The following is a 15766-nucleotide window of genomic DNA, read 5'->3' as shown; positions in this document are numbered from 1 at the left end:
CGGAGATGCCAATGCAGAGGCCGACGCCTCGATCGTGCGGGTGCGGCTCCTAAGGGTGGTGGGCGGCGTGCCGGGCGCGGCGTGGGGGCTGGGGCGGGGAGGGGTCGGCGGTACGGCGGGCCACCAGAGCGGCCAGCGCGGTGGTGATCGGGACGGCCGAGATCAGGCCCAGCGTGCCCACCACGCTGCGGACGATCTCCTGCGCGATCACCGGGTTCGTGAGGACCTGGCCCAGCGGCTCCCGTCCCACGCTGATCAGGAGAAGCAGCGGCAGCGACGCCCCGGCGTACGCCAGGATGATGGTGTTGATGACCGAGGCGATGTGGGCCCTGCCGACCCGGCCGCCGGCGCGGTACAGGCGGCGGAAGCCGTAGCCCGGGTTGGCTTGGGAGAGTTCGGCGACGGTCACGGCCTGGGTGACGGTGACGTCGTCCAGGACGCCCAGGGAGCCGATGATGATGCTGGCCAGCAGCAGGCCCTGGGTGTCGATGTCGTAGCTCATGGCGAGGTTGAAGGCGGCCTCGTCGGTGATGCCGGCCAGGTGGGCCAGGTCGAGGGAGACGTACGACAGGGCGCCGGTGATCACCAGGCTGGTCAGGGTGCCCAGCACGGCCATCGCGGTCGGCAGGGAGAAGCCGTGGGTCAGGAACAACACCGTCAGCATGATGGCCGCAGAGCCCACGATCGCCACCAGCAGCGGCGGCTTGCCGTCCAGGATGCCGGGCAGTACGAACAGCAGGAGCACCGCGAACGTCACCCCCAGCCCGAACAGCGCGCTCAGCCCCCGCCATCGGCCGAACGCCACGACGGCCAGCGCGAACGCGGCGCCGAACAACCACAGCGGCGTCGAACGGTCATGGTCGGACAGGCGGTACGGCGACACGTCGAGCGTGGGCTCGGGCGCGTAGACCACGATGACGTCGTCGCCGGCGTGGAAGATCTGGGCGCCGGGCCCGCTGGGCAGCTGGAGCTTGGTCTCCTTGCCGAGGCTGGGGCCGCTGGTGAGTTTGACCACGGCGTCGCCGCAGCTGGCGGGGTCGGGCGGGGGAAGCTTCTGACCGCCGTCGACCGGCGGTTCCTCCGGGCACGGGGTCAGGGTGATGGCCTGGATGGTGGCGGTGTAGCGGGCCAGGCCGCCGTCCGGCGAGGCGGGCGCCTCGGGAGGTGAGGGCCACAACCACACGAGCGCGGCGACGGTGGCGACCGCCAGCGGAACCAGCACGGCGAGCGCCGCCAGCACGGCTCTCTTCGACGGGGGTACGGCGGGGCCGTGGGAGTGGTTGGCGCCCATGGGCGGGTGTTTCTCCTCAGCGGGAAAGGGGGTTCCGCCAGGAAGGTTACCGGGGCTCCGCTGGTCAGGCGGTGCCGATGGTCACGACGATCTTGCCTCGCCCGTGCCCGCCCGCCACCTCCCCGACCGCCAGGGCCGCCTCCTCCAGCGGGTACGTGCGGCTGATCACCGGCCCGACCCGTCCGGCGGCGGCCAGCGAGGCCAGCTCACGCAGATCCTCGGCCCGGGTGACGGCGAACAGGGCATGGAGGGTCTGCCCGGTGACCAGGTTCAGCAGCGCCGCCCGCAACTGCCGCTGCAGCCCGCTCAGCCACCGCCCGCCACCCTCCCCGCCGACGATGACGAGGTGGCCACGCGGCGCCAGCACGCGACGCAGCCGCGACAGCGGCCGGTTGCCCGCCGTGTCCACGATGAGGTCGTAACGGAGCGAACCGGCGGTGACGTCCTGACGGGTGTAGTCGATGACGTGCGCGGCCCCCAGCGACCGCACCAGCCCGGCCTTGTCCGCCCCGCACACCCCGGTGACCTCCGCCCCGAGATCCTTGGCGAGCTGGACAGCGAAACTGCCGACCCCGCCCCCGGCTCCGATGACGAGCACCTTCTGCCCGGGTGTGACCCGTCCGCGCACCGCCTGCAGCGCCGTGACCCCGGAGGACGGGATGGCGGCCGCCTCCTCGAACCCCACCTCGCCGGGTTTCGCGGCGAGCTTGTCCTGCCGGGCGACGGCGTACTCGGCGAAGGCCGCGTCGCAGACGCCGAACACCGCGTCACCGGCCCGGAACCCGCTCACCCCCGCCCCCACCGCCTCGACGACGCCCGCGAGGTCACTGCCGCGCACCTTGTTCCTGGGCGCGCGCAGTCCGAGCATCGGCCTGATGAGGTACGGCTCGCCCTTCATGAGATGGACGACCCCGGCGTCGACCCCGGCCGCCCTGACCCGCACCAGCACCTCCCCGTCGCCGGGCACCGGGCGGGGCCGCTCCGTCAGGCCCAGGACGCCGGCGTCGCCGTAGCGGTCGTGGGTGATTGCCTTCATCGTCATGCCGTCAAGGTAAAGCAAACTCGACATCATGTCTAGTTTTCTTTACTTCACCTCGCGAGGGCCTCCAGCCGCCCGACGACCTCGTCGAGCGGCGCCCGGGTGTCGATCTCCAGCGTGGCGCCCGTGCGGAGGAGCGGTTCGATCATGGCCAGGTTGTCCAGGATCTCCTGGCGTTCCCCGGGGCGCTTGCCGTACGGGTTGTCGGTGCGCGCGGCGACGCGGGCCAGAATGACATCGGCGGGCGCGCTCAACAGGACGATGTGCTCGAAGTCCGGATAAAAGGTGACCTGGTTGGAGGTGCAACCCGACACGAACAGGGCGCCCTCGCGGTGCCCGGCCAGCAGCTCCGCCATGGCGTCCTCGCGCCACACCCAGTCGCGTTCGCCGTCCTCGCCGGTCACCCAGTGGTTCCACGGGCCGTAGTCGGTGTCGACCGTACGGTGGCCGCGCTCGCCCAGCAGTCGCAGGGCGGTGGACTTGCCGGTGCCGGACATGCCGGTGATCAGGACTTTCGTCATAGCGGCGAGGGTAACTTGAGTCTCCACCAAGGGGAGGCGCGAGGGTGAACGGCATGGACGGCTACACGATCGGCGACCTCGCGCGCCGTACCGGGCTGACGGTCAAGACCGTGCGGTTCTACTCCGACAAGGGGATCGTGCCGCCGTCAGGGCGAAGCCACGCCGGTTACCGGCTCTACGACCTCGACGCCCTGGCCCGCCTGGACCTCGTGCGCACGCTGCGCGAACTCGGCCTCGACCTGGCCACGATCCGCAAGGTCGTGAACCGGGAGCTGTCGCTGCCCGAGGTCGCCGCCGCGCACGCCGAGGCGCTGGAGGTCCAGATGCGCACGCTGCGGCTGCGGCGCGCGGTGCTGAGAGCGGTCGCCAGGCGTGGATCCACCCCCGAGGAGACGGACATCATGCACAAACTTGCCAGACTTTCCGAGGACGAGCGCCGCCGGCTGATCGACGACTTCCTCGACGCGACGGTCACCGGCGTCCACGCCGGAGTCCGCCGCTCCCTCACCCCGGAACTCCCGGACGACCCCGACGTCGAGCAGGTCGAGGCCTGGGTAGAACTGGCCGAACTCACCCAGGACCCCGGCTTCCGCGCCGCCGTCCGTTTTCTGGCCGAACACCACGAAGCGGGCGCGTCCGTGCCCCGCCCCGGTCCGGTCGTGATCATCCGCTCCCAGGTACGGCAGGCCATGGCGGCCGGAGTCGACCCGGCATCACCGCAGGCCAAGGCACTGGTGGAGACGGGCAACCCGCTCATGGAGGCCGCCGGCGACCCGCGCTGGACCCGCTACCTTCGCCTGCTCTCGATCGTCAACGGCTGGCTCCCGCCCGAGGACCCGGCCCCGCTGCACGAGTGGTACGAGAAGGCGTCAAGGGCCTAGAACGGCGTACGCCCCCGGAGCAGCACAGGAACCGGGGGCGTACGTCGATGGGCCGGCAGGTCAGCCCATGTGGGGATAGCGGTGGTCGACCGGCGGGACGAAGGTCTCCTTGATCGTGCGGGCGTTCACCCAGCGGATCAGGTTGAAGATCGAGCCGGCCTTGTCGTTGGTGCCCGAGGCGCGGGCGCCGCCGAAGGGCTGCTGCCCGACGACCGCGCCGGTGGGCTTGTCGTTGACGTAGAAGTTCCCGGCGGCGAAGCGGAGCTTCTCGCTGGCCGAGGCGACGGCGTAGCGGTCCTGGGCGATGATCGAGCCGGTCAGCGCGTACGGCGAGACGGACTCCATCTGGTCGAGGACGGTGTCGTAGGCGGCGTCGTCGTAGACGTGGACGCCGAGGATCGGGCCGAAGTACTCCTTGACGAAGATCTCGTCGGACGGGTCGTCCGACACCAGGATGGTCGGCTTCACGAAATATCCGGTGGAGTCGTCGTAGGAGCCGGTCAGCAGCTCGATCCCGGCCGAGGAGCGGGCCCGGTCGATCGCCGCCTTGTGCTTGGCGAAGGCGCGCTCGTCGATGACGGCGCCCATGAACGTCGACAGGTCGGCGGCCACGTCGCCCACGGTCAGCGACTCGGCGGTGCCCACCAGGTCGTCCTTGATGCGGTTCCAGATCGAACGCGGGATGTAGGTGCGCGAGGCGGCCGAGCACTTCTGGCCCTGGTACTCGAACGCGCCGCGGATCAGCGCGGTGGTGAGCACGGCGGGGTCGGCGGAGGGGTGGGCCAGGACGAAGTCCTTGCCGCCGGTCTCGCCGACCAGGCGCGGGTAGCCGTGGTAGCCGGTGATGTTGGCGCCGACGGTCGCCCACAGGTGCTGGAAGGTCGCGGTGGAGCCGGTGAAGTGGATGCCGGCGAGCGCGGGGTGGGTCAGGGCGGCCTCGGAGACGGCGGCGCCGTTGCCGGTGACGAGGTTGATGACGCCCGGCGGGAGACCGGCCTCCTCCAGCAGCTTCATCGTGAAGTGCGCGGCGAACTGCTGCGTCGGCGACGGCTTCCAGACGACGACATTGCCCATCAGAGCGGCCGAAGTCGGCAAATTTCCGGCGATGGCGGTGAAGTTGAACGGCGTGATCGCCAGAACGAAGCCCTCCAGCGGCCGGTACTCCATCCGGTTCCAGACACCGGGCGAGGAGACGGGCTGGTCGGCGTAGAGCTGCCGGGCGTAGGCCACGTTGAAGCGCAGGAAGTCGATCAGCTCACAGGCCGCGTCGATCTCCGCCTGCTGCGCCGACTTCGACTGCCCGAGCACGGTCGCGGCGTTGAGCGTCGCCCGCCACGGCCCGGCCAGCAGGTCGGCCGCCTTGAGGAAGACCGCCGCCCGCTCGTCGAACGACAGCGCCCGCCACGCGGGAGCGGCGCGCAGCGCCGCGTCCACCGCGTCCTTCACGTCCTGGGCCGTAGCGTCGTTGGTACGCCCCAGGACGGAGGCCTTGTTGTGCGGCTGCACCACGTCGATCGGCGCGCCGCCGCCCATGCGGGACTTCCCGTCGATGGTCATGGGCAGGTCGATGGAGCTGCCGGCCAGCTCCTTGATCCGGTTCTCCAGGGCGGTGCGCTCGGCGCTGCCCGGGGCGTAGCCGTACACCGGCTCGTTGGCCGGAGCGGGAACGTTGCTGATGGCGTCCATTTACTTGCCTCCAAGGGCACGAAGGAAGAAGGCGACGTTGGCGGGGCGTTCGGCGAGACGGCGCATGAAGTAGCCGTACCAGTCGTCGCCGTAGGGCACGTAGACGCGGACCGTGTGGCCCGCTCCGGCCAGGGCCTCCTGCCTGTCGGTCCTGATCCCGTAGAGCATCTGGTACTCGTAGTCCCCGATGGCGCGGCCGAAGCGGTCGGCCAGCAGCTCGGTGATGGAGATCAGGCGGTCGTCGTGCGTCGCCACCATGGGGTATCCCTTCCCCGCCATGAGGATCCGCAGGCATCGCACGTACGCCTTGTCCACCTCGGCCTTGCCCTGGTGGGCGACCGCGGCGGGCTCGTTGTAGGCGCCCTTGACCAGCCGTACCCGCGAGCCCTCGGTGGAGAGCTCGCGCAGGTCGTCCTCACTGCGGAACAGGTAGGCCTGGATCGCGACACCGGTCGACGGGTACTCCTCGCGCAGCTTGCGCAGGATGCCCAGCGTCGAGTCGACGGTGGTGTGGTCCTCCATGTCGAGCGTCACGGCCGAGCCGTTGGCGGCAGCGGCGGCGCAGATGTCGCGCACGTGCTCCAGGGCCAGGTCGTCGGAGAGCTCCTGACCGACGGCCGACAGCTTGACCGACACCTCCGCGCGCTCGCCGAGCTCCAGCGGGCGCAGTGTGTTCAGCAGTGTCACGTAGGCCTTGGCGGTGGCCGCGGCGGCGCCCGCGTCGTGGGTCTCCTCGCCGAGATGGTCGACGGTGACGGTCAGTCCGCCGTCGACCAGCCGCTCGATCGCCGCGCGCGCCTCGTGGGCGCTCTCGCCTGCGACGAAACGGTCGACCACCTTGCGGGTGAGCGGGAAGCCGGACACGGTGCGGCGTACGAGCCTGCTCCGTGACGTGGCGAGTAGCAGTTGACCGAGCATGCATCCAGCCTAAAACTCCTGTTCAGACCGCAGCCATCGACGTCCGTAACGCGGGATGTGGCAGGCTGTCATACAAATGCACAACACCGCCGATCTCCAGGAGACCGTCGACGAGATAGCCCGCGTTCTCGGGGCTTCCGCGACGCTGGAGGACCGTTCGTTCCGCCTGCTGGCCTACAACGCGCAGCACGGGGAGATCGACGCGGTCCGCCAGGAGTCGATCCTGCGCCGCCGCGCCACGGGCGAGGTGCGCGACTACTTCGAGCGCTTCGGCATCGCCAAGGCGCACGGCCCCGTCCGCATCCCCGCCGACCACGACCTGAAGGCGCGCATCTGCTGGCCGCTGCGCCATCGCGAGGTGACCTACGGCTACCTCTGGCTGCTCGACTCCGGCGCCCTTTCCGACGAGGTGCTCGCCCGCGCCGGCGGCCTGGTCGCGCGGGCCGCGAGCGCGCTGGCGCACGAGGCGCGCAGCCGCCAGGACGCCGGGCGCGGGCTGCGCGCCCTGCTCTCGGCCGACCCCGAGGAGCGCGCCACCGCCTCGACCGGCATGCCGGGCCCGGTGGCCGCGCTCGCCGTCAGGGAGTCGCCCGACCGCGTGGCCGCCCTCTGGACCCTGCCGCGCGGCGTGCTCGCCCTCGCGGGCTCGCCGGTGGCGCTGCTGTCCCCCGCGCACCTGGCCGCCGAGGTCGCGCACACCCTCCAGAGTGTGTACGGCACCGCCGCCGGCATCGGCGCCCCCCGGCAGGACCCGGCCGACGCCTGGCAGAGCTGGCGGGAGGCCCAGCAGGCGCTGCGCATCGCCGAGCACTTCACCCGCTTCGCCCCGGTCGCCCGCTGGGAGGACCTGGGCGTGCACCGGCTGCTGGCCCGCCTGAGCCGGGCGGACCTGCGGGAGCTGGCCGCGGAGGTGGCGGGGCTCGACGGGGAGCTGGCCCGCACGGTCGAGACGTACCTCGACCTGGGCGGGCACGCCCAGAAGGCGGCGGCGGAGCTGGGCGTGCACCGCCAGACGCTCTACTACCGGCTCGGCAAGGCCGAGCGCGCGCTCAACCGCGACCTGGACGACGGCGACGACCGCCTGGTCGTCCATCTCGGCCTCAAGGCAGCGCACCTGTCGGATCCCTCGCCATCGGGATAAGGCTTGGCTAACCTAAGGTGACGTGACGTCCCTCACCGTCAGGAAAGGCCGCACCGCCCACGCGCGCAACCTCACCCTCGCTCTGGCGGTGCTGGCGGCCGTCTGCGCGGCGAGCATCGCGCTGGGCTCGGCCGAGCTCTCCCCCTCCGCCCTCCTCGACGCGCTGCTGCGCCGCGAGGGCGCGGAGGGGGTGACCGCGATCTGGGAGTTGCGGGTGCCGCGCACGCTCGTGGGCCTGGGGGTGGGGGCGGCGCTCGGCCTGGCCGGCGCGATCATGCAGTCCCTGACCCGCAACCCGCTCGCCGACCCGGGCATCCTCGGCGTCAACGCGGGCGCGGCCACGGGCGTGGCACTCGCCTTCGCCGTCTTCGGGCTGACCGACCTGCGGGGTTCGGTGTGGTTCGCCTTCGCGGGCGCCGCGGCTGCCACCGTGCTGGTGTACACGCTGGGTTCGCGCGGGTACGGCGGCGCCACCCCGATCCGCCTGGCCCTGGTCGGCACCGCCGCCGACGCCGCGCTCCTGTCGATCGTCTGGGCGGTGCTGCTGCTCGACTCCGACACGCTGCACCGCTACCGGTTCTGGTCGGTGGGCTCGCTGGCCGCTGTCGACTCCGCCGCCCTGGGCCAGATCTGGATGTTCCTGGTGGCGGGGGCGGTGTTCGCGCTGGCGCTCGGGCCCGCGCTCAACGCGCTGGCGCTGGGCGAGGACGCGGCCCGCGCGCTCGGCGTCCACGTCGGGCGGGCGCGCCTGCTGGCGGTGGCCGCGGTGACACTGCTGTGCGGGGCCGCGACCGCCGCGGTGGGCCCGATCTTCTTCCTGGGGCTGGCGGTGCCGCACATCGTGCGCGCGCTGATCGGTCCCGACCAGCGGTGGCTGCTGCCGTACTCGATGGTGATCGCGCCGTCGCTGCTGCTGGCCTGCGACGTCCTCGGCCGGATCATCGTACGGCCGGCCGAGCTGGAGGTCGGGATCATCACGGCGTTCGCCGGCGCCCCGGTGCTGATCGCACTGCTGCGCGGCAGGAGGCGGGTGGGCGAGCTGTGACCAGAACCCTGGCGGAACGCCCGGTCAAGCGGTTCAGGATGCGCGCGGGCGGCTGGTCGTATCGGCTGTCGCTGCGCGCGGCCGTGGTGACCTGCGCGCTGGTCGTGGTCACGCTCGCGGTCGGCGTGGTCAGCCTGGGCAGCGGCGACTATCCGCTCTCACCCGCGCAGGTCATCGCGGCACTGACCGGCGACGGCGGCGCGGCCGGGCAGTTCGTGGTGATGCGGCTGCGGCTGCCCCGGCTGCTGGTGGCGCTCGGGGTCGGGGCGGCGCTGGCGGTGGGCGGGGCCGTCCTGCAGACGCTGACCCGCAACGCGCTGGGCAGCCCGGACATCATCGGCCTGGACCGGGGCGCCGCGACGGGCGCGCTGCTCGGCATCCTGGTGCTCGGCGGCGGGTCGGCGGCGATCGCCGGTTCCGCGGTCGTGGGCGGGGCGCTCGCGCTGGTGGCGGTCTACCTGCTGGCCTTCCGCGGCGGGCTGCGCGGCGCCCGGTTCGTGCTGGTCGGGGTGTGCGTGGCCGCGATGCTCGGCGCGGTCAACGCCTACCTCATCACCCGGGCCGATCTCTGGTCGGCCAATCAGGCGGCCACCTGGCTGGTCGGCAGCGTCGCCGGGAGCCGCTGGGGCCATGTCGCGGCGATCTGGATCGCGTGCGGGGTGCTGCTGCCCGTGCTGGCCGCCATGTCCTCGCGGCTGCGGCTGCTGGAGATGGGCGACGAGGTCGCCGTCGGGCTGGGCGTGCGCGCCGAGCGGGCCCGGCTGGCGGCGCTGACCTGCGCGAGCGCGCTGACCTGCGTGGCCATCGCGACGGCCGGGCCGATCCTGTTCGTGGCGTTGACCGCGCCGCAGCTGGCCCGGCGGCTGACCGGGGTGGTGGGTCCGCCGATCTGGGCGAGCGCGGCGATGGGCGCGCTGCTGATGGTGGTCAGCGATCTGGCGGCTCAGCGGCTGTTCGGCCAGGCCCAGTTGCCGACCGGGGTGGTCACGGGCGCCATCGGCGGCGGCTACCTGCTGTGGATGCTGGGCCGCCGCCGTACCGCCTGAGGTCACAGGGGCTTGAACGCCGACAACTGCTCGTTCAGCTTGTCCAGCCAGGCGGCCTGGCGCTGGTAGCTGTAGGGGGTCTCCACCACCCAGGGGATCACCTGGCCGGCCTTGACCGCCGGGATCTGGGCGAAGGTGGCCTTCTTCTTCATGTCCTCCAGCGTGAGCCACTGGCTGCGCGCGTCGTAGAGGACGACGTCGGCCTCGTACTTGGCCGCCTGCTCCCAGCTCAGCGTCTCGTACAGCGGGTCGTCGCCGGCGCCCTTCTCCATGGCGAGGCCGAGGGAGGCCAGGTAGGTGAGGTCGGTGTAGCCGCCGGCCCCGGCCCTGGCCACCCAGAACTGGTCGGGGCCGCCGGCGACCGCGAGGACCTTCAGCCCCTTCTCCGCGGTCTTGGTCACCTTCTGCGAGGCCTCGTCGAAGGCCTTCTTGCCCTGGGCGACGGCGGGCGCGGCGGGGTCGGCGCCCAGCGAGAGGGCGAGTTCCTCGAAGCGGCCCAGGACCTTCTTCAGGTCGGTGCCCTTGACGGTCTCGATCGCGACCAGCGGGGCCAGCGCCTCGATGTCGCCCATCTGCTTCTCCGGCACGTACCAGACCAGGTCGTTGAACTTGGTGGTCACCAGCAGCTCGGGCTGGAGCGAGGCGTACTTCTCCACGTTGAACTCGCCGTAGCCGGTGCCGATCGAGGTGGCCTTGGCCAGGTCGACGTCCCCGGCGAGCGGGTCCTTGGAGCCGTTCTTGAGCGTGGTGGAGCCGAACAGGCCGACCGACGGGACGCCGAAGTCCCACAGCGCCGCGGCCGCGCCCACGTAGGCGACGATCCGCTTGGGGGCGGCGGGCGCCTCCGCCTTCTTGCCCCGGTCGTCGGTGAACGACCACGGCCCCGCCGTACTCGCCGCCTTGGACGCCGCGCCGGCGGGAGCGGCAGGCGGGCCGCCGCGGCCGTCGGTGCCGCACGCGGCGGCGAGGGCTCCGAGCGTGAGGAGGGAACCGCCGCGGAGGGCCTGACGACGAGTGATGCCGGATGCCATGAAACTACCCTTCTCAGAAGTTAGGTAAGGCTTCCCTTTTTTAGGGTAATCTAACGTCATCTTGACCGTCTGGGGAGACTCGTGCGCCTGGGACACGTGGTCATCGACATCACTCCGCTACGGACCGGCCGCGACTTCCGCTATGTCTTCGCCGCCCGGATGGTCTCCCTCCTCGGCATCGGTGTGACCGGTGTGGCGCTGGCCATGCAGGTGTACGCGATGACCGGTTCGTCACTCCACGTCAGCCTGATCAGCCTGTCGCTGGGCGGGCCGTTGCTCGCCGGCACGCTCGCCGGGGGCGTGCTCGCCGACCGGATGGACCGGCGGCTGCTCATCGTGGGCTCGCGAGCGGGGGCGGCGGCGGGGTTCGCGGTGCTCGCGGTCAACGCCTTCCTGCCCGAGCCGCGGCTCGGGGTGATCTACCTGAGCGCCGGGCTGATCGGGCTGGCCGACGGGCTCAGCGAGACCGCCCTCATGGCGGCCGTGCCCGCGCTCGTCGGCCGGGACAAGCTCGCCGCCGCCGAGGCGCTCACCTCCATCACCACGCAGGTCGGGACCATCGCCGGGCCGTCACTGGGCGGGCTGCTGGTCGCCGGGCCGGGGTTCGGCGCCTGCTACACCCTCACCTGCGCCACCACCGTCGTGACGACCGTGCTGCTGTGGATGCTGCGCCCGCTGCGGCCCGACGGGGGCGGCGGCGAGGCCCATCCGCTGCGCTCGATCGCCGAAGGCATCCGTTTCGCCCGGCGTGATCCGGTGATCGGCGGGGTGATCCTGCTCGATCTCAGCGGGACGCTGATGGCCACGCCGTACGCGCTGTTTCCCGCGTTCGTGGCGGCGCACTACGGCGGCGACGCGGCCACGGCCGGGCTGCTTTACAGCGCCCCCGCGGCGGGAGCGCTGCTCGCGGCGCTGGCCAGCGGCTGGATCGGCCGGGTACGCCGTCCCGGGCGGGTGCTGATCGGCGCGGTGGCGCTGTGGGGGCTGGCGGTGGCCGGGTTCGGCGCCAGCGCGTGGCTGCCGGTGAGCCTGCCGATGGCGCTGGCGTTCCTCGCGCTGTCCGGGGTCGGGCAGGTGGTCTCCGAGGTGCTGGCCGGGGCGCTCATCCAGTCACGCACGCCCGACCGGCTGCTCGGGCGGGTGTCGAGCCTGTGGCTGACCGAGGCGACCGTCGGCCCGGCCCTGGGCAACGTGGTCGCCGGCGGCCTGGCCCGCCTCGCACCGCCGGGCGGCGCGGCGGTGATCGGCGGGCTGGCCTGCGTGGCCGGGGTGGTCACGCTGGCCGTGGCCATCCCCTCCCTGCGCCGCGCCCGCCCGCTGCCCGCCGGCGGCTGACGGCATCAGGACCAGTGGTCGCCGTCCGGCAGCTTCACCCACAGGTCGGGCGTGCCGGTGATCGAGCGCGAATCGGCCGGCAGCAGGCCCGCGCGGGAGCAGAGTTCGGCTTCCGCGTGATCCTGGAGCAGATACGCCCGCAGAATCTCCTCCGTCGACTTCGACTCGTCGGTGTATCCCCCGCCCGGGTGCGTGTCCCACTCGACGATGACACCGTCAGCGGCGGCGCTGCCCTGGGTGCCGCTCTTGGGGTTGGCGTAGAGGCCGTAGCAGCGGGTGCCGGCCGACAGCGCCTTCTGGACGCCTGGCATGCCGGCCCCGTACCCCCACGGCTGGGCCACGACGCAGCCGCCGGGCACGTCGGTCACGCCAAGGACCTTCAGGATCTCATCCATGTCGTCGAAGGGATCTTCGTAGATGTCTTCGATCTCCTCGTCGGCGGCGGGCGTGGCCCCCAGCCTGCGGACGGCTTCCGCCGCGTCGATCCCGGCGACGCACGTGACGCTGTAACCGTCGTCGGTGATGTCGTCCAGGGCGGCGATCAGGCCGCGCGCCCTGGAGACGAAGGCGCTCTCCTCGTCGGTGAGACCCGGCTCGCCGTCCGGCCTGGGGAACAGGTCGGGGGTGGGCCCGGCCAGCGCGAGGCGGCCGGGCGGCCAGCCGTTCATCATCGGCCGCCACGGGTTCGCCCCGGCCTCGGCGAGGACACGGGCGTTGTCCGCGCGGCCGGCGAAGACCGCGGACCACAGCGCGGTCCTGCCGTCGACCTCGGCGTCCACGTCGGCGGAGCGGGCGGCCAGTTCGGCGACCACGCCGGTCGATCCCTCCTCGGCCGCGACCTGCAGAGCCGTCCGGCCATAGTCAGCGTCGGCGTCCGGGGACGCGCCCGCCGCTAACCTGGCGCGAACCGTGCCCAGGTCGCTCCAGGCGTCCCATCCCATGCCCGACCAGTCAGCGCTCATCAGCCATCCTTTCTCCGTTCAACGACCGGGACAGGATGGCAGACGGGTACGTCAATCCATGGCGCGGATGAGGCTGGCCGGGCGCATGTCCTTCCAGGACTCCTCCACGTACTCCAGGCAGGCGTCGCGGCCCGCCGGGCCGTACGCCTGGGTCCACCCGGCGGGGGCGGGCAGGCGCTGCGGCCACAGGGCGTGCTGGTTCTCGTCGTTGACGAGGACCACGTACACGCCGTCGGCGTCCTCGAACGGGTTGGTCATCGCAGTCTCTCCTTCATGATCGCGGCGATCCGGGCCAGGGGCTCCGGGTCGGCCAGTTCGTAGTGCTCGCAGTCGATCTCGTGCTCGTCGATGGCGCCGGTGACGAAGGGGCGCCAGCGGGCGGCGTCCAGCGTGGTACCGGCCTTGTCGGCGGTCGCGGTGACGAACAGCAGGTCACCCTCGAACACCGGGTGCGCGCCCGGTCTGATGAGGTCCTCGGCGTTCACCGCGACGTCGATCATGGCGCCGACCGTGGCCTCGTCCAGCTCCGCCAGCAGCCCGCCGCGCCTCCTGAGCGTGGCGACGACCTCGCGCCGGTCGACGCGCCGGACGGGCTCGGGCAGTCCGGCGACGCGCAGCAGGAAGCGCAGCGCGTCCTGCTCATTGTCGCCGGTCTCCGGCTCTTCGCCAGGGCCCAGCGGGTAGGAGTCGAGCATGGCGAGGAGGTCGACGTGTTCGCCGCGCCGTACCAGCTCGGCGGCCATCGCGTGGGCGACCACCCCGCCGAACGACCAGCCCATCAGGCGGTAGGGACCGCTGGGCTGGACCTCGCGGATCCGCTCGACGTAGTCGGCCGCCATGGCCTCAAGCGTCCCGGGCAGCGGGTACGGCCCCGCCGGCCCGCGTGCCTGCACCCCGTAGACGGGGCCGTCCATGAGCCCGGCCAGCCCCATGAAGCACCAGGCCAGCCCGAACAGCGGATGCACGCAGAACAGCGGCGGCCCGCCCCCGCCGGTCCGGATCGGCAGCAGCGCGTCGAGCGCCCCGCCTTCCCGGGCTCCGGGGGCGGCGAGCCTGGTGGCCAGACCGGCGGGGGTGGGGGCCTCGAACAGGTCCCGGATCGAGACCGGGGTGCCGAGTTCCGCGCGGATCCGGTTGACGAGCTTGGCGGCCAGCAGCGAGTGGCCGCCGAGCTCGAAGAAGTTCCCCTCGTGGTCCGGGACGGCTCCGCCCAGCGCCTCGGCGAACAGCCCGGCCAGCCGTTCCGCCACGGCCGCATCGTGCCCGCCGGGCGCGAGTGCGTCGGGACGCGCGAAGGCGGACCCAAGTGCGTCCGGACAGGCCAAGGCGGGCTCAAGTGCGTCGGGGCGGGGGAAGGCGGGTGGGCCGGGCAGGAGGGCCGATAGGCGGGCGGACGGGTCGGCGGTGGCGCTGGTCAGGAGGGTGGCCAGGGCGTCGGCGAGCGCCTCGGCGCGCTGCCGGGTGAACAGGTCGGTCCGGTACTCGATCACCCCGGAGCCGTCCTCCCCCACGGCGACGGCCAGGTCGAACTTGGCCGTGCCCGTCCCCGCGCCGGTGGGCTCGACGTCGAGGCCGGGCAGCGGTTCGAGCGGCGGCTGTGCCGCATGGTGGGCGATCATGACCTGGAAGAGCGGGTGCCAGGCGAGCGTCCGGGCCGGAGCGGTCTCGCGGACGACCCGGTCGAAGGGCAGGTCGGCGTGCTCCAGCGCGGCGAGGTCGGTCTCGCGGACCCGTTCCAGGAGTTCCAGGAAGGTCGGATCGCCGCCGGTGTCGGCCCGCAACACCACCGTGTTCACGAAAAATCCGACCAAATCCGCCAATGCCTCGTCCGGGCGGCCCGCCACCGGCGTACCCAGCGGAATGTCCGTCCCCGACCCCAGCCGGGTCAGCAACGCCGCCACCGCCGCGTGCACCACCATGAACGGCGTCACCCCGCTCCCCCGCGCCAGCCCGAGCAGGCCGTCCGCGTCGACGCCGAAGGCGACCGAGTCCCCTTCCGGCGAGGCGACGGGCGGGCGCGGCAGGTCGTGGGGCAGCGGCAGGCGGTCCGGGGCCCCGTCGAGCGCGGCCCGCCAGAAGGCGAGCTGCCGCGTGGCGAGCTCGGTGGGGGCGTCCTCGTCGCCGAGCAGGTCGCGCTGCCACAGCGTGTAGTCGGCGTACTGCGCCACGAGCGGCTCGGTGTCCGGCGCCCGTCCCCGCAGCCGCGCGGCATAGGCGGCGGACAGATCCGCCCACAGCGGGCCCACGGACCACTCGTCGCTGGCGATGTGGTGCAGCACCAGCAGCAGTTCGTGCTCGTCGCCGCCCACCGCCCGCGCCCACACCCGGATCGGCAGCTCGGCCGTCAGGTCGAAGGGCAGCTCGGGCTCGCCTTCCCCGTCGCGCACGACCAGCCGCCGCCGTGCCTCGACGGAGTCAAGGATCAGCTGGTACGGCTCGCCGTCCCGCTCCCCGATCAGCGTCCGGAGCGCCTCGTGCCTGGCCACCACGTCGCCGAGCGCCGCTTGAAGGACGTCGTGGTCCAGCGGCCCGCGTACCCGGACCGCGAACGGCACGTTGTAGGTGGCCGTGGCGCCTTCCAGTTCCTGAAGAAACCACAGCCGCCGCTGCGCCGCCGACAGCGGGACGACGTCCGGCCGCTCCGCCCGCACCACCGGCGGCCTGCCGTGGTCCTGAACGGCGCCGGACGCGTGCCGGGCCAGGGCCGCGACCGTGGGAGCCTCGAAGACCGTCCTGACCGTGGTGGCGGTGCCGAACTCGGTGGCGACGCGCCCGGCCAGGCGTACGGCCAGCAGGGAGTGGCCGCCCAGGTGGAAGAAGTCGTCCAGCGCGCCCACCGAGGGCACGGCGAGCACGGCGGCGAAGATCTC

General features: G+C 72.6%; 14 protein-coding genes. 5 read left to right on the top strand and 9 right to left on the bottom strand.

Annotated elements, in window-relative coordinates:
- Positions 1–49: 49 nt before the first annotated feature.
- From ACFWYW_RS39640 to ACFWYW_RS39630, 3 genes are all read right to left on the bottom strand, one after another.
- Complete coding sequence (locus ACFWYW_RS39640; protein WP_379617395.1) at positions 50–1291, bottom strand: YibE/F family protein; 1242 nt, start codon at positions 1289–1291, stop codon at positions 50–52.
- A gap of 64 nt (positions 1292–1355) precedes the next feature.
- Positions 1356–2333: an NAD(P)-dependent alcohol dehydrogenase gene (locus ACFWYW_RS39635; protein ID WP_379617397.1), complete on the bottom strand. Its 978-nt coding sequence runs from the start codon at positions 2331–2333 to the stop codon at positions 1356–1358.
- A gap of 47 nt (positions 2334–2380) precedes the next feature.
- Positions 2381–2851 (bottom strand): AAA family ATPase, encoded by a 471-nt coding sequence (locus tag ACFWYW_RS39630; protein WP_379617399.1) that lies wholly within the window; start codon positions 2849–2851, stop codon positions 2381–2383.
- A 53-nt stretch (positions 2852–2904) separates the two neighbouring features.
- On the opposite strand from ACFWYW_RS39630, the gene ACFWYW_RS39625 reads away from it, so the two are divergent.
- On the top strand, positions 2905–3732 hold the full coding sequence (locus ACFWYW_RS39625; RefSeq protein WP_379617401.1) for a MerR family transcriptional regulator: 828 nt from the start codon (positions 2905–2907) through the stop codon (positions 3730–3732).
- Between the two features lie 60 nt (positions 3733–3792).
- Here the strand turns inward: ACFWYW_RS39625 and pruA are convergent, their stop codons facing one another.
- Positions 3793–5418 (bottom strand): L-glutamate gamma-semialdehyde dehydrogenase, encoded by a 1626-nt coding sequence (gene pruA / locus ACFWYW_RS39620; RefSeq protein WP_379617403.1) that lies wholly within the window; start codon positions 5416–5418, stop codon positions 3793–3795.
- Positions 5419–6336, bottom strand: a complete 918-nt coding sequence (locus ACFWYW_RS39615) for a proline dehydrogenase family protein (RefSeq protein ID WP_379617406.1) — start codon at positions 6334–6336, stop codon at positions 5419–5421.
- 76 nt (positions 6337–6412) lie between these two features.
- On the opposite strand from ACFWYW_RS39615, the gene ACFWYW_RS39610 reads away from it, so the two are divergent.
- The 3 genes from ACFWYW_RS39610 to ACFWYW_RS39600 are packed head-to-tail and all read left to right on the top strand — an operon-like array spanning position 6413 to position 9568.
- Positions 6413–7477: a PucR family transcriptional regulator gene (locus ACFWYW_RS39610; protein ID WP_379617408.1), complete on the top strand. Its 1065-nt coding sequence runs from the start codon at positions 6413–6415 to the stop codon at positions 7475–7477.
- Positions 7478–7499: 22 nt separating this feature from the next.
- The gene (locus ACFWYW_RS39605; RefSeq protein ID WP_379617410.1) at positions 7500–8522 is read left to right on the top strand and encodes a FecCD family ABC transporter permease; all 1023 of its coding nucleotides are present in this window, start codon (positions 7500–7502) and stop codon (positions 8520–8522) included.
- Positions 8519–9568, top strand: coding sequence for a FecCD family ABC transporter permease (locus ACFWYW_RS39600; RefSeq protein WP_379617412.1), 1050 nt, complete (start codon positions 8519–8521; stop codon positions 9566–9568). The genes ACFWYW_RS39605 and ACFWYW_RS39600 overlap by 4 nt, the downstream gene beginning before the upstream one ends.
- A 2-nt stretch (positions 9569–9570) precedes the next feature.
- Here ACFWYW_RS39600 and ACFWYW_RS39595 read toward each other — a convergent pair whose 3' ends face one another.
- The gene (locus ACFWYW_RS39595; RefSeq protein WP_379617414.1) at positions 9571–10599 is read right to left on the bottom strand and encodes an ABC transporter substrate-binding protein; all 1029 of its coding nucleotides are present in this window, start codon (positions 10597–10599) and stop codon (positions 9571–9573) included.
- Positions 10600–10680: 81 nt separating this feature from the next.
- Between ACFWYW_RS39595 and entS the strand changes: the two genes are divergently transcribed.
- Complete coding sequence (gene entS / locus ACFWYW_RS39590) at positions 10681–11934, top strand: enterobactin transporter EntS (RefSeq protein WP_379617416.1); 1254 nt, start codon at positions 10681–10683, stop codon at positions 11932–11934.
- A 5-nt stretch (positions 11935–11939) separates the two neighbouring features.
- Here the strand turns inward: entS and ACFWYW_RS39585 are convergent, their stop codons facing one another.
- The 3 genes from ACFWYW_RS39585 to ACFWYW_RS39575 all read right to left on the bottom strand — a co-directional run.
- Positions 11940–12896, bottom strand: coding sequence for an ankyrin repeat domain-containing protein (locus ACFWYW_RS39585; RefSeq protein ID WP_379617418.1), 957 nt, complete (start codon positions 12894–12896; stop codon positions 11940–11942).
- Positions 12897–12947: 51 nt separating this feature from the next.
- Positions 12948–13154 carry an MbtH family protein gene (locus tag ACFWYW_RS39580; RefSeq protein ID WP_379617420.1) on the bottom strand — a complete coding sequence of 69 codons (207 nt, stop codon included), beginning with the start codon at positions 13152–13154 and terminating at the stop codon, positions 12948–12950.
- The coding region (locus ACFWYW_RS39575) for a condensation domain-containing protein (protein ID WP_379641223.1) at positions 13151–15766 on the bottom strand (2616 nt) is incomplete at its 5' end. The genes ACFWYW_RS39580 and ACFWYW_RS39575, both read right to left, overlap by 4 nt.

Origin of the sequence: Nonomuraea sp. NPDC059023 (assembly GCF_042740095.1) — a bacterium.
Lineage (GTDB): Bacteria > Actinomycetota > Actinomycetes > Streptosporangiales > Streptosporangiaceae > Nonomuraea.
The sequence above is the reverse complement of the archived record's forward strand: the minus strand, read 5'-3'. Positions and strand labels throughout refer to the sequence as shown.

Coding starts and splice junctions, on each gene's coding strand:
- ACFWYW_RS39615 (WP_379617406.1), bottom strand. CDS start 6,336: ATGCTCGGTCAACTGCTACTCGCCACGTCACGGAGCAGGCTCGTACGC.
- ACFWYW_RS39585 (WP_379617418.1), bottom strand. CDS start 12,896: ATGAGCGCTGACTGGTCGGGCATGGGATGGGACGCCTGGAGCGACCTG.
- ACFWYW_RS39625 (WP_379617401.1), top strand. CDS start 2,905: ATGGACGGCTACACGATCGGCGACCTCGCGCGCCGTACCGGGCTGACG.
- ACFWYW_RS39580 (WP_379617420.1), bottom strand. CDS start 13,154: ATGACCAACCCGTTCGAGGACGCCGACGGCGTGTACGTGGTCCTCGTC.
- ACFWYW_RS39635 (WP_379617397.1), bottom strand. CDS start 2,333: ATGACGATGAAGGCAATCACCCACGACCGCTACGGCGACGCCGGCGTC.
- ACFWYW_RS39610 (WP_379617408.1), top strand. CDS start 6,413: ATGCACAACACCGCCGATCTCCAGGAGACCGTCGACGAGATAGCCCGC.
- ACFWYW_RS39595 (WP_379617414.1), bottom strand. CDS start 10,599: ATGGCATCCGGCATCACTCGTCGTCAGGCCCTCCGCGGCGGTTCCCTC.
- pruA (WP_379617403.1), bottom strand. CDS start 5,418: ATGGACGCCATCAGCAACGTTCCCGCTCCGGCCAACGAGCCGGTGTAC.
- ACFWYW_RS39630 (WP_379617399.1), bottom strand. CDS start 2,851: ATGACGAAAGTCCTGATCACCGGCATGTCCGGCACCGGCAAGTCCACC.
- ACFWYW_RS39640 (WP_379617395.1), bottom strand. CDS start 1,291: ATGGGCGCCAACCACTCCCACGGCCCCGCCGTACCCCCGTCGAAGAGA.